This is a genomic window from Qipengyuania sp. GPGPB31, assembly GCF_038396345.1.
Lineage (GTDB): Bacteria > Pseudomonadota > Alphaproteobacteria > Sphingomonadales > Sphingomonadaceae > Qipengyuania > Qipengyuania citrea.
This window is the reverse complement of sequence record NZ_CP149572.1, coordinates 1,126,631-1,143,274: the sequence shown is the minus strand read 5'-3', so window position 1 is coordinate 1,143,274 and position 16,644 is coordinate 1,126,631. Positions and strand designations below refer to the sequence as shown.

Here is a 16,644-nt window from a genome sequence, read left to right as displayed (position 1 = left end):
ACACGCTTGAAAATCGCAATTTTCGCCGGCGACGGCATCGGGCCCGAAGTGATCGCACAGGCGCGCCGCTTGCTCGAAACGCTGGAGCTGTCCGGGCTGACGCTGTTCGAGGGCGATGTCGGCGCCGCCGCCTATCGCCGCCATGGCCACCCGCTGCCGCAAGAGACGCTCGACATGGCGCGCGCCGCCGATGCGGTGCTGTTCGGCGCGGTGGGCGATTTTTCCTGCGACGACCTGCCGCGCGAACTGCGCCCCGAACAGGCGATTCTCGGTCTGCGCAGCGAGCTGGGGCTGTTCGCCAATTTGCGGCCAGCGGCCGGCTTCCCGGGGCTCGAACACCTGTCCTCGCTCAAGCCCGAAGTCGCGCGCAGCATCGACCTGCTGGTGGTGCGCGAACTCAATGGCGATGTCTATTTCGGCGACAAGGGCGAACGCGGCAGCGCGGGCGGGCGCGAGGGCTGGGACATGATGTCCTATAACGAAGCCGAGGTTCGCCGTATCGCGCACAGCGCGTTTCGCGCCGCGATGGGGCGCGGCAAGAAACTGACCAGCGTCGACAAGGCCAATGTCCTCGAAACCAGCCGCATCTGGCGCGAAACCGTGATCGAAGTCGCGCAGGAATATCCAGAGGTCGAACTTGACCACATGTATGTCGACAATGCCGCAATGCAGCTGGTCAAGTCGCCGGGCCAGTTCGACACGATCGTCACCGGCAATCTGTTCGGCGATATCCTGTCCGACCAGGCCAGCGCCTGCGTCGGCTCGATCGGCCTGCTCGCCAGCGCGTCGCTGGGCGAACGGCGGACCGACTACGGCACCTTCGGCCTGTACGAGCCGATCCACGGCAGCGCGCCCGATATTGCCGGGCAAGGCAAGGCCAATCCGGTCGCGGCCGTGCTCAGTCTCGCCATGCTGCTGCGTCACTCGTTGGGGCGCGAGGAGGACGCCGTCCGGATCGAGCGTGCGGTTGAGGCGATCCTTGCCGATGGCGTGCTGGGCGGTGACCTCGGCGGCAGCGCTACGACGCAGGAAGTCGGCGATGCGATTGTTAGGAAGATTGTAACCATATCTTGAGGATTGCCGCATAACCGGGTCATGCAATGGACATGACACCGCAGATGCAGCCCGATCCGGCTACCTCCACCGCTGCCAGCGCTCGCCCGCTGGAGCTGGCGATCATCCTGCCCACGCTCAACGAGCGCGACAATCTCGCCCCGCTGGTCGAGCGGATCGAAGGCGCGCTGGGCGCATCGGGCTGGGAAGTGCTGGTGGTGGACGACAATTCCGCCGACGGTACCAGCGACGAAGCACGGCGTCTGTCGCTCTCGGATCCGCGCGTGCGGGTACTGCAGCGCATCGGCCGGCGCGGCTTGTCGAGCGCGGCGATCGAGGGCTTCTGCGCCACTGCGGCGCCCTATGTCGCGGTGATGGATGCTGACCACCAGCACGATCCCAAGCTGCTGGTCGACATGCTTGGCGCGGTGAAAGCGGGGGACGCGGATGTCGCGGTCGCCAGCCGCTTCGCCGAAGGCGCGAGCATGGAGGAATGGGGCCGCCCCGACCGCGAGAAGCTTTCCAGCGTCGCCAACATGCTGGCGCGCAAGCTCACCGGGGTCGAACTCAGCGACCCGATGAGCGGCTTCTTCCTGCTGCCCAGCGCGACGGCTCGGCGGCTGGTGCCCAGCCTTTCGGGCATCGGCTTCAAGATCCTGCTCGACCTGCTCGCCACTTCCGAAACACCGCTCAAGGTGAAGGATTTCCCGATGAATTTCTCCGCCCGCCGCTCCGGCGAAAGCAAGCTCGACCGCGCGATCGCGCTCGATTTCCTCGCCGGGCTGTACGACAAGAGCTTCGGTCGGATCATTCCGACGCGCTTCGCGCTGTTCGGCACGGTCGGGGTCATCGGCATCGGCGTGCACATGGCGATCCTCTATGCCTTCATGCTGGTGGCAGGGACCAATTTCGGCTGGAGCCAGGCGGTCGCGACTTTCGGGGCGATGACCTTCAACTTCTGGCTCAACAATTTCCTCACCTATCGCGACCGCCGGCTGAAAGAGGCGGACCGCCTGTTCTGGGGCTGGCTCAGCTTCATCGCCGCATGTTCGATCGGCGCCTTCGCCAATGTCGCGGTGGCCACCACGCTCAACGACCGGGGCTTGCACGAAGTCTTCGCCGCGCTGGTCGGGATCGGCATCGGCTCGGTATGGAACTACGCGCTGTCGAGCCGCTTCGTGTGGGGGCGGTATTAGGTTTGCCGCCGCAAGGTTAGGACATCCGTCCTGACTCTGCGGCGGCCTCAGCCCACGCCTGAGTTTTTGTTGTGTGCGCCTTCGACATCCGTCGAAGGCTTGCGGCACCAGCCCACTCCCCCACCCGGCCACCCAGTCAGTATGATCCCGTGGGTGGCCGGGTGGGGGAGTGGGCCGGTGCCGCCGCAAGGGAAGCGCGGATGTGCTTCACGCACCCCACCAAAACCCTACCGCCAGCTTTCCATCCAGGTCCACACGGCGAAGCTGTCGGGGCCGGCGAGCGGCGCGGCGCTGATGATCGGGTAGAACCACGCGAACACCAGCACGCTGCCGATCACCGGCGCCAGCGCGCTCTTGCGCCAGCCGCCCTGCCACAGCGCATCGCACACCAGTGCCAGCGCGGCGAGCAGCGCCATGCTCGGCAATGCGTAATGGTAGTAGAACTGCACCGGCTTGGTTGCGACCACCCAGAAACCCAGGCTCGCCGCATAGAGCAGCGCCGTGCCCAGCGCCGCCCAGTGACGGCGCATCACCCCGTGCCAGGCGCACCACGCCAGCGCGGGCAGGCCGAGCAGCATGGTCAGCGGATTGCCGATCAGCATGATCCCGCGCTGAATCCCCGCGACCGGTTCGTAGAGATACCAGATCGATCGCGCATTGAGCACCCATTGCTCCCAGGTCGACTGGTAGGGATGGGGCTTCAGCACCTGCTCCTGCTGCGACAGCATGAACTGGTGGTGGAATACCAGCCCCTCGGTGATCGGGTGCAGGCGGAAGAAGAAGGCCGGCAGGTAGGTCGCGGCATAGACCGCCAGCGGCACTGCGCCAAGCCACAGTGCGGCCTCGAGCAGCGTGGTCCCCGGGACGGGCGCGCCGCGGCGGCTGAGCAGCAGCCGGCGGCGACCCGCCAGAGTGCGCGCGACGAGGAAGGTCAGCCCCGGGAGCATGGCGACAACCAGCGCGTTCCATTTCGCGCCCATCGCCAGCCCCAGTGCGATCCCGGTCAGAGCCAGCCGCCAGCGACCTTGCTCCGGTTGCCGGATCGCGGCGGCGAACTGCCATGCGGCCAGCGCGAGGAAGGCGAGGTAGACGATGTCGAGCATGGCGATGCGCGCATGCACGAACAGGTGGAAACCGGTCGCCAGCAGCACGCCGTAGGCGAGGGTGGCGAAGCGGCTGGCGCTGGCGAACCACAGCGCCCGCATCGCGCCGAACAGCGCCAGCGTGCCCAGCAGCGTGGGCAGCAGCCGCCAGCCGACCGGATTGTCGCCGAACAGCGCGATCCCCAGCGCGATCAGCTGCTTGCCCAGCAGCGGGTGTTCGCGATTGGTGAATTCGCCCAGCACCAGGAGCTCGCGCGCGGCGGGGAGGTAGTGGACCTCGTCGAAATAGGGATGCGGCACCGCGGTCAGATACGGCAGGCAGCCGAGCCAGAAGACGAGCGCCAGCGCGGCGCACCAGCGAAGCGGATCCTGGACCTGTTCGGGCGCGCGGCTCATCGCGGACCGGCTTAGGTAAGCCGCGCACCCGCATCAAGGCGGATCAGCCGGTTGTGCGCCGTTCCAGCCAGAACAACCGGGCGACCATGACGAGCAGCCCGATGCTGGCAGTCGCCGCCACGAACAACAGCCACTGCGGCACCGCCATCCCCTGCGCGCGGGCGCGCGGAACGACGAAAAAGCACGCGATGCCCAGCGCGAACAGCAGGTCCCACCACACCTGGATGCCCCACAGGTTCGAAGTGTGGTTAACCCACACCGGCATCACGCCGTCGCGGGCGATCGTCACGGCGGTAAAGAGCCCGAAGCCCGCCGCAAGCAATGCGGCGAGGAGCGGATTGCCCGTCTCGGCACGAGCGGTCAGGATATGGGCGAGGGCGGCCAGCACTCCCACCAGCCCGGCAAGGAAGAGGATTACGTAGGGTGTCACGGTAGTCGGCTCCCGAATCGGATGTAGCGAGTGCTACACTTGTAGCCCCTTGTAGCGACTGCTACAAGATGCGCATGTCACCCGCCCGCATGTCCCGCGAAACGCTGCTGCCATTGCTGGCGGCGCATGTGATGGCGCACGGGCTCGCCGATGCCTCGCTGCGTCCGCTTGCCAGGGCGGCAGGGACCAGCGACCGCATGCTGATCTACCATTTCGGTAATAAGGACGCGCTGGTCGCAGCGCTGCTCGATTACCTTGTCGCCCGGTTCGCCGACGCGCTCGATTCCGCTTTCCCGCAAGCGCGCAGTGCCTCGCGCCGCGCCTGTGCGGAAACGGTCTATGCGGTTACGGGGCAGCCCGCATTCGCACCCTTCCTGCGGGTATGGTGGGACATCGTCGCGGGCTGCTCGGCCGGGAATGCCGCCTATCTCGCGGCGGCCGGCGGGATGATGGAGGTCCTGCTCGAATGGGTGGTCGATCACCTGCCGGCGAGCGATCCCGATCCGGCTGCGGGCGCCCGTGCGGTGCTGACCGCGATCGAGGGTGCCCAGGCGCTGCGCGCGGTGGGGCGCGGCGACATTGCCGAAGCGGGGCTTGCAGCCTTGGAAGGGCGACCCGCTTGATGCGCGCCGCGCGCGTGCTATCGCGCCTGCCATGAAGAACACCACCGGCACCGACCGTTCGATCACCTCCCGCTGGCGGCCCGCGACGCAGGCGGTGCGCGGGGGCACCTGGCGCAGCGAGCAGGGCGAGACCAGCGAAGCGCTGTTTCTCACCTCGGGCTACAGCTACGACAATGCGCAGACCGTCGCCGACCGCTTCGCGGGCGAGGATGCGGGCATGACCTATTCGCGCCTGCAGAACCCCACGGTCGCCATGCTCGAGGAGCGCATCGCGTTGATGGAAGGTGCCGAGGCATGCCGCGCGCAGGCCAGCGGGATGGCGGCGATGACCACCGCGCTGCTGTGCCAGCTTTCGGCGGGCGACCACGTGGTCGGCGCGCGCGCGGCCTTCGGTTCGTGCCGCTGGCTGCTCGATCACCTGCTGCCGCGCTTCGGGATCGAGACCACCGTGGTCGACAGCGCCGATAACGATGCGTGGGAAGCCGCGATCCGGCCCAACACCAAGGTGTTCTTCTTCGAAACCCCCGCCAACCCCACGCTCGACGTGGTCGATCTGGCGCATGTCTGCGCCGTCGCCAGGGCGCATGGCATCACCACCGTGGTCGACAACGCCTTCGCCACCAGCGCGCTGCAGCGCCCGATGGATTACGGCGCCGACGTGGTCGCTTACTCGGCCACCAAGCTGATGGACGGGCAGGGCCGCGTGCTCGCGGGCGCAGTGTGCGGATCGCAGCAATGGATCGACGAGGTGTTGCTGCCCTTCCAGCGCAACACCGGCCCCAATATCTCGCCGTTCAACGCCTGGGTGGTGCTCAAGGGGCTCGAAACGCTCGACCTGCGCGCTCGCCGCCAGAGCGCGAATGCGGTCGAACTGGGCACCTTCATCGAACCGCGGCTGCCGCGAATCCTGCACCCCGGGCTGGCCAGCCACCCGCGGCACGATCTGGCAATGGAACAGATGGTCGCCACCGGCCCGATCTTCGCGCTCGACGTGGGCGACCGGGCGACCGCATTCAAGCTGCTCGATGCGCTGCAGCTGGTCGATATCTCGAACAATATCGGCGACTCGCGCAGCCTGATGTGCCATCCCGCCAGCACCACGCACGCGGGCATGACGCAGGAGGCGCGCGACGCGATGGGCGTGACCGAAGGCCTACTGCGGATCAACGTGGGGCTCGAGGATGTCGAGGACGTAAAGGAAGACCTCGACCGCGCGCTTACCGCCGCGGGGCTCTAACCCGCCGCCGCGTTCAGCCGCGCCACGCGTTGCGTGTCGCCACCCGCTCCAGTTCCTCGCCCAGCGCATGCGCGGTGGTGAGCGCATCGGTGCAGCGCGCATCGTCGGTCAGCGCGCCATGCACGTCGAGCCCGCCGCCGCCGATCAGCGCCATCAGCAGCCCTTCGTCGCGCGTCATCCCTGCTGCGCAGCACGGCGCGAGCAGGATCTTGCGCCGCGAGGTGCGCGCCAGGTCGACGACCAGCGCGCGCGTCAGCACCAGCAGCCGCCGGAACTTCGCGCCGCTGGCATCGAGCGCGAGCATGGTCGCCCGCGCATCGTGCAGCCCGTGACCGGCGATCCGGCGGACGAGGACAAGCCCCAGCGTCTGGTGCCGCCGCGCAGGGAGCGGAAGGTCGAGTGTGGTCGAGATCGTGCGAATGGGCCATGCAATCTCCTTTGCCGGCCACCATCCTATGCTATTGCAAATCACTCGCAAGTATTATTTGCGGCTCTTCCACCGCCCGATCTCCCCCGCGGCACGCCCTATCGCCCGCGATAGGGTTCGCAGGCGACTCCGTCATTGTCGCGGTCGAGCGCGGGGCGATAGCCCGGCTGTCCGCGCAGGATCGGCGCGGCGCGTGCGGCGCGGGCCGCATCGCAATTAGCGAAATAGACGCCCCCGCGCAGCTGCGCAGTGGGGGCTTGCGGGCTGGATCGGCGGTTGCGGTGACAGTGATAGCCGCCGCTCTGCCGGTTGTTGTGGCATCCCTCGGCGTTCAGTCCGCCCGGGTGCGCCTGTGCGGGCGGTGACGGCAGGGCCAGCAGTGCACAGGGCAGCAGCAGGGAAAGATGTTTCATCCTCGCCTCCCTAGCACGCAGGCGTTATCGCAGTGAAAAGGGGAGGAACACGATGACTGCAACCGTCGAATTCATTTTCGATATCGCCGCGCCCAATGGCTATCTCGCCTGGTATCCGCTCAAGGACATCGCCGCGCGCACCGGGGCGCGGCTGGAGGTCACGCCGGTGTTCCTCGGCGGGATGCACAAGCTGACCGGCAATGCCCCGCCGATGATCCGCGATGCCGGGGTCAAGGGGAAGGTCGCCTATGCGGCGCTCGAGTTCCAGCGCTTCGTCGACCGTCACGGCATGCACCGGTTCAGGATGCACCCGGCATTGCCGTTCAATTCGATCCTGCTCCAGCGCGTGCTGGCGGCGGCGGCTGACGAAGCGCAGCGCCAGGCGCTCGTCGAAGCGCTGCTGCCGGCAGTGTGGGAACGCAACATCGATTGCAGCGATGCCGACGCGGTGGGTGCGGAATTGACGCAGGCGGGCTTCGATGCACGGGCGCTGCTGGCCGCGGCGCAGGACCCGGCAGTGAAGGCGCGGCTGGCCCAAAACACCGAACGCGCGGTCGAGCGCGGCGCCTTCGGCATCCCGACCTTTTTCGTCGATGGCGAGATGTGGTTCGGCAAGGAACGCCTGGGCCAGCTCGAGGATTTCCTCGGCGGCGGACAGCCTTAACCGAGCAATACCGCGATGATCGGCAAGGGCAGCGCCAGCGCCATACCCGATAGCAGATCGCCGCCTTCGTCGCGCACAAGACGCCTCAGCAATGCATAGAACATATTCCGACTCCCCCCGGTTGTCGGACCAACCAATCGGCCGTGCGACCCGAATGGCTCCGGCAATAATCAGGTGCGACCCTGCCATCCGTAATGCACCCGAGGGCTTGGGAATATCTCTACGATCCCGGTAAACCGATGTTAACTTGCCGCATTGCGGAGGAAAATTTTGCCCGTTTCCTTGCGCCACACGGTTGGCGCGCTAGATTGGGGGGTGATCAAGGAGCTCTTCCAGCATGCCGCCATGACCGACGGGATTACCGTCCGGGTCGCGGTGAACTTCCTGCCCGAACAATCGCAGCCCGACGCGGGCAAGTGGTTCTGGGTCTATCACATCCGCATCGAAAACGGCTCGCACGAACAGGTCCAGCTGATGACGCGCCACTGGCGCATCACCGATGGGGCCGGGCTGGTCAGCCATGTCGATGGCGAAGGCGTGGTCGGCGAACAGCCGGTGCTGAAGCCCGGGCAGAGCCACGATTACGTTTCGGGCTGTCCGCTCGACACGCCGCATGGCTCGATGGAAGGGTTCTACACCTTCAAGGCCGAAGATGGCTCGCCGCGCGAAGTGCGCATTCCCTTCTTCCCGCTCGCCGCGCCCGCCACGGCAAACTAGGCCGCGCGGCCGCAGGCACGCAAGCGGCGCGGGCTGGCTAGCGCGCCAGGCCCGCCTCGGCTTCGACGGGGCCCGATACCGGGCGATCGAGCACGGCTTTCGCCTCGGCTTCCAGCCGGGGCGTCAATTTCGCGGTACGCGGTTCCAGCGGCGTGCCGTCCCCGCGTTCGCCATTGGCCTCGATATCGGCCAGCAGCAGTTTCATTTCGGCGATTTCCCTCACCTGGGCCTCGATGATGGCATCGGCCAGTTCGCGCACGCGCGGATCGCTGATCGCGGCGCGCTCGCTGGTGAGGATCGCGATCGAATGGTGGGGGATCATGGCCTTCATCCACGCCTCGTCCTCGACCGTGTGCTGGCTGCGCACGAGGAACAGGAACAGCGCGAAGCCAACGCAGGCGAGGGCCATCACGGCGATCTTGGTGGCGAGGCTGCGGTACATGCCCCACATGAAGCCGAGCATGATCACGATCATGGCCATGCCCATCATCAGCGCCATCCACATGCGCGTCTGGCTGAAGAAGGCGTGGTCGAGCTCCCACAGCGCCGAATATTTCAGCACGAACATGGTCACGATGGAGGTCGCGATCATGGCGAAGAAGGTGGGCCACATGCCGTGGCCGGAACTGCGCTGTTCGTCGGTCATCGATTCTCCCCTTGTCGGGAAAGCCAACGGGCGGGCGCCGCGCGTTGTTCCGGCCCGCGGGGGTTACTCTTCTTCTTCCTCTTCCTCGCCGCCGAACTTGAAGCTGCCGACCTTGACCTTCGGTTTCAGGCCGAGCCAGTCGGCCAGTGCCTCGAACTCGCGCATGGCGGGATAAGTGGCCAGCGCCGCGCGGCTTTCGTCGAGCCGCAGGACGAGGCTCTTCTTCTTGCGCCTCAGCGCGCTGGTGGTGAGCGACATGCGGCTGCCGCCGCCCAGCCGCCGGGCGAGGCGGTAGCCCAGGCCCCAGGTGATGCCTTCGCGCAGGTCGTCGTCACTTGCCAGTTCGCTCAGCTTCTCGGGCACGTCGGTGCGGCCCATGCTGCCGAACAATGCGGCGCAGATCATCGCACGGCCGCGCGCGTCGAGGTCGATCCAGCGCTTGCCCAGCGGCCATTCGATCGCATGGCTGACGCGCAGGTTGGGTTCGACCCGCTGCAACGCGCCCGACAGCTGCGCGGCGGCCAGCCGCAGCCGCTCGTTGACGCTGCCATCGCCATCGGTGAGGCTGACCGTCCAGGCGGACAACAGCGTCGCATCGGTGATCGAGGCGTCGCGCGGCGAGGCATAGGCGGTAACCCCCGCGAGCAGCGGGTCGGCCTTCATCTGCGCCGGTTCGAGGCGCGCGTAGAGCAGGCCCTCGCGCAGGCCCCAGGACGAGAATATCAGCTCCTCGGGACCGATCGTGTCGAGTAGCGGGCGCAGCAGCGCGGCGGCGTCGGGCAGGTAATGCGCGCGCATCGCGCTGATGCCCGAGATTTCCATCAGCTGCTCGGGGTCGGCGGCGACCAGCTCCTGCGCCAGCCGGTGCGCGTCCTCGGGGGCGAGGGAAAAGCCGTGCGGGTCGGTCAGCGGATAGTCGAAATAGCGCATCGCATAGGCCGCCAGCGCGCGCCACGTGCCGCCGATCATGTACATCGGCCCGGGGTGCGCCGCGGCCCAGCCGGCCGAGCCGAGCTGCTTGCGCACCGCCTGTTCGAACGCTTCGGACCCGCGCGCGCGCAAGGCCGGCAGGCGCAGCGTGCCGAGCTGCAGGCTGGCGGCCTCGTGGCAGCTGTTGTCCGCCACCGAGACGAGTTCGAGGCTGCCCCCGCCGAGGTCGGCAACCACGCCGCGCGCGCCCGGGAACGCGCCGAGCGCGCCCATCGCCGAGGCGGTGGCTTCCTCCTCGCCCGAGAGCAGGCGCGGCTCCAGGCCGAGCGCAGTCACCCTGGCCAGGAATTCGCTGCCATTCGTCGCGTCGCGCGCGGCGGCGGTGGCGACGGTCTGGACGTCCTCCACCCCCAGGTCATGCAGGATCAGCGCATAGCGCGCCAGCGCGGCCAGCGCTTCCTCGGCGGCTTCCTCGGGGATCGCGCCGCTATCCGCCAGATCGCGGCCGAGCCGGGCGGAGACCTTCTCGTTCCACACCACTTCGGGCGCGCGCGCGGTGCCTTCGTAGATCACCATGCGCACGGTGTTCGAACCGATGTCGATGACCGCGCGCGGCGGCTGGATCAGGCGGCGCTGCCACTTGGCCGAACGCGACTTGTTCATTCGCTCGCTCCTCCCAGCGTGAGGCGCGGGACCTCGTGCTCGGCCAGCGCCGCACCGCGGCCCGACAGCGAGGGGTTGGCCATGAAATACTGGTGGCAGTTGAACCCGCCGTCGCCTTGCCGCAGCCGGTGGTACTGGCCATCGGGTTCGAGCTGCCAGCTCTGTTCGGTATCGAGGATATTGGCGAGCATGACCTGTCCCAGCACCTGATCGTGCACTGTTTTGTTGGTGATCGGCATCATCACCTCGACCCGCCGCAGCAGGTTGCGGCTCATGGCGTCGGCGCTGGTCAGATAGACCTTCGCCTGCCGGCTCGGCAGCGCCTTGCCATTGGCAAAGGCCCAGACGCGCGAATGTTCGAGAAAGCGGCCGATGATCGACTTGACGCGGATGTTCTCCGACACGCCCGGCAGGCCCGCGCGCAGGCTGCAGATGCCGCGCACCATCATGTGGATCTCGACCCCCGCCTGGCTGGCTTCGTAGAGCTTGTCGATCATCGGCCGGTAGGTGATCGAATTGAGCTTCGCCCAGATCCCCGCCGGCTTGCCCGCGCGCGCATTGGCGATCTCGGCGTCGATCAGGCTGAACAACCGCGCCTGCAGGTCGATCGGCGACAGCGACAGCTTTTCCAGATCGTCGGGCTCGATATAGCCGGTGATGAAATTGAACACCTTGGCCGCATCGCGCCCCAGCGCCGGATCGGCGGTGAAGAAGCTGAGGTCGGTGTAGATCTTGGCGTTGATCGGGTGGTAATTGCCCGTCCCGAAATGGCAGTAGGTGCGATAGCCGTCCTCTTCGCGGCGCACCACCAGGCTGACCTTGGCGTGCGTCTTCCATTCGGTAAAGCCGTAGATCACCTGCACGCCGACGCGTTCGAGCTCGCTGGCCCACTGGATGTTGCGTTCCTCGTCGAAACGCGCCTTCAGTTCGACCACCGCGGTCACTGCCTTCCCGTTCTGCGCCGCCTCGATCAGCGCCGCGATCACCGGCGACTGGTCGCCCGCACGGTACAGCGTCTGCTTGATCGACATCACCGCCGGGTCGCGCGCGGCCTGCCGCAGGAAGTCGACCACCACGTCGAAACTCTCGAACGGGTGATGGATCACGAGGTCCTTCTCGCGAATGGCGGAAAAACAGTCGCCGTCATGTTCGAGGATCCGCTCGGGATAGCGCGGGCTGAAGGGTTCGAATTTCAGATCGGGCCGCGGTTCGTTGCAGATCGTGGCGAGATCGGCGAGGCCGAGCATCCCGCCCGACTTGACAATCATGTTCTCTTGCACCTCGAGCTCCTCGCGCAGCATCGTCTCGGCGATGTCGTCGCATTCGTCGTCGAGTTCGAGCAGCACGGTACGGCCGCGGCGGCGCCGCTGGATCGCCGTGCGGAAGTAGCGCACGAGGTCCTCGGCTTCCTCCTCGACCTCGATATCGCTGTCGCGCAGCACGCGGAACACCCCGTCGCCGAGCACCTTGAAGCCGGGGAACAGCTGGTCGGCAAAGCGCGTCACCAGCTGTTCGATCGCGACATAAATCGCCTTTTCCCCCGGCACGCGGACGAAGCGCGGCGCACCGCTGGGGATCAGCACCATTTCGATCAGGTCGGCCTGGCGCTTGCCGCGCTTGAGCCGGAAGATCACGCCGATCCCCTTGTTGGCAACGAAGGGGAAGGGGTGGCTGGGGTCGATCGCCTGCGGGGTGATCAGCGGCAGGATGTCGCTTTCGAAATATTCGGCCAGCCAGTCCTGCTGTTCGGCGGCCAGCGCGCTGGCCGGGGCCAGCACGATGCCTTCTTCGGCCAGCAGCCCGCTCAGCCGGTCGAGGCTCTCCTGCTGGCGGTCTTCCAGCCGCAGCAGCTCGTCGCGGATCGCGGCCAACTGCTGGCGCGGGCTGGCCCCGTCGATCGCCTGCGTTTCGATCCCGCGGTTCACCTGGCCTTCCAGCCCGGCGATGCGGACCATGGTGAATTCGTCGAGATTGCTCGCCGAAATCGACAGGAAGCGCAGCCGTTCGAGCAGCGGGTAGCGTTCGTTCTCGCTTTCGGCGAGCACGCGCCGGTTGAACGACAGCCAGCTCAGCTCGCGGTTGGTGTAAAGGTCCTGCGCGGCGGCCGGGACGTCTTGCGCTCCGGCATCATTGGCCGGCGCCTGGGGGGAGGTTTCTGCAGTCATGGTGGTGCGGTGTGGAACATGGTCCTCGCATATGACGGTTGCGCGACAGTGTGGCCGACCGGCGCGCTAAAAGAAAGGGCGGGCGGTGGCATCTTGTTTCCTGCGGCTGCCGCATTTATGTCGCAACGCGCAATGAAGCGTACACACCTGCCTCTCAACGCCCTGCGCGTTTACGATGCCGCCGCGCGGCATCTCTCCTTCACCCGCGCCGCGGACGAGCTGGCAGTGACGCCCGCCGCCGTTGGCCAGCAGATCCGCGCGCTCGAGGATCACCTCGGCACGGTGCTGTTCCGCCGCACCAGCAAGGGGCTGGAGCTGACGCAGGAAGGCGCCGCGGGCCTCGACGCGCTGCGCGAAGGGTTCCTCAAGTTCGAGGAAAGCGTCTCCGCCATGCAGGCGGGCCAGGCTTCCGACAGCTATACGATCGCCTGTCCGCGCGAATTCTACGCGCAATGGCTGGCTCCGCGGCTGGCAACCTTCGGCGAGGCCAACCCCGATATCCGTTTCACCTTCGTTGCCGACGAGAACGCCGATTTCACCGAGGCGAACCTCGATTGCGCGATCCGGCTGGTCGACGGGCCGGGCGACCTGCAGGGCATCGAACTCGACGAGGCGCGCCGCGTCACGGTGGCCCGGCCCGCGCAGCACGGCGGCGCCCCCGACCAGTGGATCGATTGGGGCCTGCCCCTGCAGGACGGGATTGCGGCGCATGTAAGCGTGTCCAACGCGGGCCAGGCGCTGTCCTCGGCACTGGCCGGGCTGGGCAAGGCGATCCTGCCCGAACTGCTGGTCAAGGATGCGATCGATGCGGGCCGGCTCGAAGTGCTCGACGGGCCGCACACCGGCACACGCGCCTACTGGATGGTGGCACCGACGCCGCAATGGCGGACCAAGAAGGTCCGCACGCTGGTCGAATTCCTGTCCGCGGAACTGTAATCCGGCCGCGCGCGGCGCGCGCCAAGCCGTCACGGCAGGCATCGCCGAAGACGGCGGCCGTTAGCGTCCAACTTCCCCCGTTCCACCCGCCCCGCGGCAGGCGCGACCGCGAGCGCATGGTGAACCGATTTCAACCGGTTCTTAACCCGCGCAGGTAAGGTGATCTTAACGGTGCAACGGTTAGTCCGGGGCCACAGGGGGCTGGCTTTGTGAACCGTATGCTGCAAAATCTTCGTACCGACACCAAGGGCAACGCGCTGGCGATTTTCGCCGCAGCCTTGGTGCCGCTTGTCCTTGTGGTCGGCAGCGGGCTCGACCTGAGCTTCGCCTACATGGCGAAAGCCAAGCTGCAAAACGCCTGTGACGCCGCGGCGCTCGCGGGTCGCCAGTCAATGGACGGCACCAGATGGACGAGCGCGAACGAAGCGGAAGCCGATAAGTTCTTCGACTTCAACTTCCCCGAAGGAACGCTGGGCGCGCGCGACCGGGTCTTCGATATCGGCAAGGATCCCCTCGACAACACGCAGCTCCTGGGTGAGGCAAGCGCCACGATCCCCACGATGCTGATGTATATTTTCGGCTATGACGCAATCCCGATCGAGGCCGAGTGCAACGCCAAGCGCGACCTGGGCCATAACGACGTGATGCTGGTGCTCGACACCACGGGGTCGATGGCCCAGCGTCCCTCGACCGGCGGAAGCAAGGACAAGATCGAATTGCTGCGCACGGGCACCGCGGGACTGTTTCGCGCGCTCGACGATACCAGCAACGGCTCGATCACCCGCTTCGGCATCGTGTCCTATTCGCACACGGTGAACGTCGCGAGCAGCCTGGGGAATCACGATGTCCTCAAGGACCAGCTCTACGCAGGCGAGCAGTGGGAGCAGACCGTTTGCTCCCAGACCAAAGACGGCTGGTGGTGGCGGACCGATTCTTGCACGACGAACACCTATAATGACCGAGACAACGCACCTAGCAGTGGCTACAGAAACCAGAGCAGTACGCGGCGCACCTATACCTACGATCCGCAGTACAAATATCCCGGCGACGTTACGGTAAAGATCAACGATACCAAGTGGAAAAACACCAACGGTTTCCGCAGCACGAGCGAAGGGTGCATCGAGGAACGCTCGAGTGTCGGGCAGCGGGGCAGCCCGGTGACTATCCTGCAGACGGTTAGCCAGGCTGACATCGACGAAACCGCTTCGAACAACGGCAACAGCGCCGCCTATCAATGGGGCCGCTACGATCCTGACAGTCAGAACGGCCAGTCGCAGAACGGGTGCCCTTCGCAGTCGCAGAAGCTGAAAACCTACGCGTCCGAAACCGCGTTCCAGAACGCCGTGAATGCCGCCACCGCCAACGTCACCGGCGGTACCTATCACGACATCGGTATGCTGTGGGGGGCACGCTTCCTGTCGCCGACGGGCATGTTCGCCTCCGAAAATCCGACGCAGCACGGTATCGTGCCCGTCAACCGCCATATCGTCTTCATGACCGACGGGAAGCTCGATACCGGCGATACGCTGTATTCGGCCTTCGGCGTCGATCGCTATCACAACCGGATCCAGGGGTCGCAGTCGCAGACGACCAAGCACATCAACCGCTTCGATTCGATATGCGACCGCGTGAAGTCGACCGGCACGACCATCTGGGTGATTGCGCTCGACGTCACCGATACCGACGATATCGAAGACTGCGCAACGACCTCCGACCATTTCTATACTTCCGACGGATCGGACCTCGAGAGCATCTTTGAACGGATCGGTCGCGGGATCGGCAATCTGAGGCTGACGCGGTGAGGCAGGCGATGTCCAGGCTGCGCGGCATCCGCCGGGACGATAGCGGCGCGACGATCGTCGAGTTCGCGATCATCCTCGTTCCGATGGTCATCCTGCTGATGGGCGGGATCGAACTGGGGTACAACAGCTACGTGCGCTCGGTCCTGCAGGGGTCCCTCAACGATGCGGCGCGCCGGGCTGCGGTGGAAGCCCCCGCGATCAACGCTTCGGGTTCGACAGTGGAGGAAAAGGTCGAGAACCTTATCCGCGGCACGGTGCGCAAGGTCTCGCCGAATGCGACGGTAAACGTCACCCAGCAAAGCTATTTCGATTTCTCGAACATCGGGAACCCGGAAAAGCTGATGACCGATCACAACAGCAACGGCCAGTTCGATGCCGCCGACGGCGATTGCTGGGAAGACGCGAACGGCAACGGCCAGTTCGATACCGATGCGGGCAAGACCGGGCAGGGCGGGGCCGAGGATGTCGTGCACTATGTCGCCGATGTCAGCGCGCCGCGGTTATTTCCGCTTCACGCGTTCATTCCCACGATCAACCCGACCATCGAATTCGAACTGCAGGCTGCAGTGCGCAACCAGCCCTTCGGGCAGCAGGCCAACGCGGCGGTGATCTGTGCTTGAGATGCTGCGCTCCCTGCGCCGCGACAGCCGCGGCCTCGCCCTGACCGAGTTCGCCTTTGCGGCGCCGATCTTCCTCACACTGGTGCTGGCCGGTCTGGAACTGACGAACCTCGCCCTGGCCCACCTGCGGGTCAGCCAGATGGCGATGACCGTGGCCGATAATGCGGGCCGCGTGACCTCGGGGATCGACGAAGCCAATATCTACGAAGTGTTCAGCGGGGCGGAAGCGAATTCCAGCGCGCTGGGGTTCAAGGAAAACGGCCGTATCGTGCTGTCCAGCCTCGAGCACAACGGGCGCTCGGGCAGCAGGGAAGGGCAGACCATCGTCTGGCAACGCTGCTGGGGCGACGATACGGCTGTCTCGTCGTCCTATGGCGTCGAAGGCGACGGCAAGAACAACGACGACCTCGAGTTCGGGATGGGCAATGGGAGCAACACGATCACTGCGCTCGAAGGCACCGCGGTGATGTTCGTCGAGGCCACCTACGACTATCAGCCGCTGGTCGACACCGGTTTCTTCGATCCGCCGACGATCCGCTACGAAAGCGCGTTCAACGTGCGCGGGCGCCAGAACAACGAGATCAGCAACACGCAGAACCTCGACGAGATGGACTGCTGAGCGC

The 16,644-nt window shown here is 66.2% G+C and carries 17 protein-coding genes; 10 read left to right on the top strand and 7 right to left on the bottom strand.

Going from position 1 to position 16,644, the window contains the following annotated elements; translation table 11 throughout:
• Nucleotides 1-6: 6 nt before the first annotated feature.
• Together leuB and WKH79_RS05850 are read left to right on the top strand one after the other, a co-directional pair.
• Nucleotides 7-1,074: a 3-isopropylmalate dehydrogenase gene (gene leuB, locus WKH79_RS05855; RefSeq protein WP_341859886.1), complete on the top strand. Its 1,068-nt coding sequence runs from the start codon at nt 7-9 to the stop codon at nt 1,072-1,074.
• 32 nt (nt 1,075-1,106) lie between these two features.
• Nucleotides 1,107-2,249 (top strand): glycosyltransferase family 2 protein, encoded by a 1,143-nt coding sequence (locus WKH79_RS05850; RefSeq protein WP_228135177.1) that lies wholly within the window; start codon nt 1,107-1,109, stop codon nt 2,247-2,249.
• A 227-nt stretch (nt 2,250-2,476) separates the two neighbouring features.
• On the opposite strand, the gene WKH79_RS05845 is transcribed toward WKH79_RS05850, so the two are convergent.
• Complete coding sequence (locus WKH79_RS05845; protein ID WP_341859885.1) at nt 2,477-3,748, bottom strand: phospholipid carrier-dependent glycosyltransferase; 1,272 nt, start codon at nt 3,746-3,748, stop codon at nt 2,477-2,479.
• A 43-nt stretch (nt 3,749-3,791) separates the two neighbouring features.
• Nucleotides 3,792-4,178 carry a hypothetical protein gene (locus WKH79_RS05840; protein ID WP_341859884.1) on the bottom strand — a complete coding sequence of 129 codons (387 nt, stop codon included), beginning with the start codon at nt 4,176-4,178 and terminating at the stop codon, nt 3,792-3,794.
• Nucleotides 4,179-4,252: 74 nt separating this feature from the next.
• On the opposite strand from WKH79_RS05840, the gene WKH79_RS05835 reads away from it, so the two are divergent.
• Together WKH79_RS05835 and WKH79_RS05830 are read left to right on the top strand one after the other, a co-directional pair.
• The gene (locus tag WKH79_RS05835; RefSeq protein ID WP_341859883.1) at nt 4,253-4,801 is read left to right on the top strand and encodes a TetR/AcrR family transcriptional regulator; all 549 of its coding nucleotides are present in this window, start codon (nt 4,253-4,255) and stop codon (nt 4,799-4,801) included.
• A gap of 31 nt (nt 4,802-4,832) precedes the next feature.
• A complete protein-coding gene (locus tag WKH79_RS05830; RefSeq protein ID WP_269420775.1) occupies nt 4,833-6,038 on the top strand; it encodes an aminotransferase class I/II-fold pyridoxal phosphate-dependent enzyme in 1,206 nt (401 codons plus the stop codon).
• Between the two features lie 13 nt (nt 6,039-6,051).
• Here the strand turns inward: WKH79_RS05830 and WKH79_RS05825 are convergent, their stop codons facing one another.
• Both WKH79_RS05825 and WKH79_RS05820 read right to left on the bottom strand, forming a co-directional pair.
• Nucleotides 6,052-6,510 (bottom strand): DUF6628 family protein, encoded by a 459-nt coding sequence (locus tag WKH79_RS05825; RefSeq protein WP_341859882.1) that lies wholly within the window; start codon nt 6,508-6,510, stop codon nt 6,052-6,054.
• 53 nt (nt 6,511-6,563) lie between these two features.
• Nucleotides 6,564-6,878: an excalibur calcium-binding domain-containing protein gene (locus WKH79_RS05820; RefSeq protein ID WP_156488997.1), complete on the bottom strand. Its 315-nt coding sequence runs from the start codon at nt 6,876-6,878 to the stop codon at nt 6,564-6,566.
• Between the two features lie 52 nt (nt 6,879-6,930).
• Here WKH79_RS05820 and WKH79_RS05815 point away from each other — a divergent pair, with 52 nt between their 5' ends.
• Nucleotides 6,931-7,542, top strand: a complete 612-nt coding sequence (locus WKH79_RS05815) for a 2-hydroxychromene-2-carboxylate isomerase (RefSeq protein ID WP_341859881.1) — start codon at nt 6,931-6,933, stop codon at nt 7,540-7,542.
• 318 nt (nt 7,543-7,860) lie between these two features.
• Complete coding sequence (gene apaG, locus WKH79_RS05810; RefSeq protein WP_050599272.1) at nt 7,861-8,259, top strand: Co2+/Mg2+ efflux protein ApaG; 399 nt, start codon at nt 7,861-7,863, stop codon at nt 8,257-8,259.
• 37 nt (nt 8,260-8,296) lie between these two features.
• On the opposite strand, the gene WKH79_RS05805 is transcribed toward apaG, so the two are convergent.
• The 3 genes from WKH79_RS05805 to WKH79_RS05795 form a co-directional block, all read right to left on the bottom strand.
• Nucleotides 8,297-8,905, bottom strand: coding sequence for a DUF305 domain-containing protein (locus WKH79_RS05805; protein WP_050599238.1), 609 nt, complete (start codon nt 8,903-8,905; stop codon nt 8,297-8,299).
• Between the two features lie 63 nt (nt 8,906-8,968).
• On the bottom strand, nt 8,969-10,498 hold the full coding sequence (locus WKH79_RS05800) for a Ppx/GppA family phosphatase (RefSeq protein ID WP_341859880.1): 1,530 nt from the start codon (nt 10,496-10,498) through the stop codon (nt 8,969-8,971).
• The gene (locus WKH79_RS05795; protein ID WP_341859879.1) at nt 10,495-12,663 is read right to left on the bottom strand and encodes an RNA degradosome polyphosphate kinase; all 2,169 of its coding nucleotides are present in this window, start codon (nt 12,661-12,663) and stop codon (nt 10,495-10,497) included. Before WKH79_RS05795 ends, WKH79_RS05800 begins: the two co-directional genes overlap by 4 nt.
• Nucleotides 12,664-12,795: 132 nt before the next feature.
• On the opposite strand from WKH79_RS05795, the gene WKH79_RS05790 reads away from it, so the two are divergent.
• The 4 genes from WKH79_RS05790 to WKH79_RS05775 all read left to right on the top strand — a co-directional run bounded on the left by WKH79_RS05790 (nt 12,796) and on the right by WKH79_RS05775 (nt 16,640).
• Nucleotides 12,796-13,599 carry a LysR substrate-binding domain-containing protein gene (locus tag WKH79_RS05790; protein WP_063511389.1) on the top strand — a complete coding sequence of 268 codons (804 nt, stop codon included), beginning with the start codon at nt 12,796-12,798 and terminating at the stop codon, nt 13,597-13,599.
• A 218-nt stretch (nt 13,600-13,817) separates the two neighbouring features.
• Nucleotides 13,818-15,401 (top strand): Tad domain-containing protein, encoded by a 1,584-nt coding sequence (locus tag WKH79_RS05785; protein WP_341860094.1) that lies wholly within the window; start codon nt 13,818-13,820, stop codon nt 15,399-15,401.
• 8 nt (nt 15,402-15,409) lie between these two features.
• Nucleotides 15,410-16,021 carry a TadE/TadG family type IV pilus assembly protein gene (locus WKH79_RS05780; RefSeq protein ID WP_050599233.1) on the top strand — a complete coding sequence of 204 codons (612 nt, stop codon included), beginning with the start codon at nt 15,410-15,412 and terminating at the stop codon, nt 16,019-16,021.
• A 1-nt stretch (nt 16,022) separates the two neighbouring features.
• Complete coding sequence (locus WKH79_RS05775) at nt 16,023-16,640, top strand: TadE/TadG family type IV pilus assembly protein (RefSeq protein WP_050599232.1); 618 nt, start codon at nt 16,023-16,025, stop codon at nt 16,638-16,640.
• Nucleotides 16,641-16,644 lie beyond the last annotated feature (4 nt).

Coding starts and splice junctions, on each gene's coding strand:
- WKH79_RS05850 (WP_228135177.1), top strand. CDS start 1,107: ATGACACCGCAGATGCAGCCCGATCCGGCTACCTCCACCGCTGCCAGC.
- WKH79_RS05845 (WP_341859885.1), bottom strand. CDS start 3,748: ATGAGCCGCGCGCCCGAACAGGTCCAGGATCCGCTTCGCTGGTGCGCC.
- WKH79_RS05835 (WP_341859883.1), top strand. CDS start 4,253: ATGTCACCCGCCCGCATGTCCCGCGAAACGCTGCTGCCATTGCTGGCG.
- WKH79_RS05830 (WP_269420775.1), top strand. CDS start 4,833: ATGAAGAACACCACCGGCACCGACCGTTCGATCACCTCCCGCTGGCGG.
- WKH79_RS05820 (WP_156488997.1), bottom strand. CDS start 6,878: ATGAAACATCTTTCCCTGCTGCTGCCCTGTGCACTGCTGGCCCTGCCG.
- WKH79_RS05815 (WP_341859881.1), top strand. CDS start 6,931: ATGACTGCAACCGTCGAATTCATTTTCGATATCGCCGCGCCCAATGGC.
- WKH79_RS05805 (WP_050599238.1), bottom strand. CDS start 8,905: ATGACCGACGAACAGCGCAGTTCCGGCCACGGCATGTGGCCCACCTTC.
- WKH79_RS05800 (WP_341859880.1), bottom strand. CDS start 10,498: ATGAACAAGTCGCGTTCGGCCAAGTGGCAGCGCCGCCTGATCCAGCCG.
- WKH79_RS05795 (WP_341859879.1), bottom strand. CDS start 12,663: ATGACTGCAGAAACCTCCCCCCAGGCGCCGGCCAATGATGCCGGAGCG.
- WKH79_RS05790 (WP_063511389.1), top strand. CDS start 12,796: ATGAAGCGTACACACCTGCCTCTCAACGCCCTGCGCGTTTACGATGCC.
- WKH79_RS05785 (WP_341860094.1), top strand. CDS start 13,818: ATGCTGCAAAATCTTCGTACCGACACCAAGGGCAACGCGCTGGCGATT.
- WKH79_RS05780 (WP_050599233.1), top strand. CDS start 15,410: ATGTCCAGGCTGCGCGGCATCCGCCGGGACGATAGCGGCGCGACGATC.
- WKH79_RS05775 (WP_050599232.1), top strand. CDS start 16,023: ATGCTGCGCTCCCTGCGCCGCGACAGCCGCGGCCTCGCCCTGACCGAG.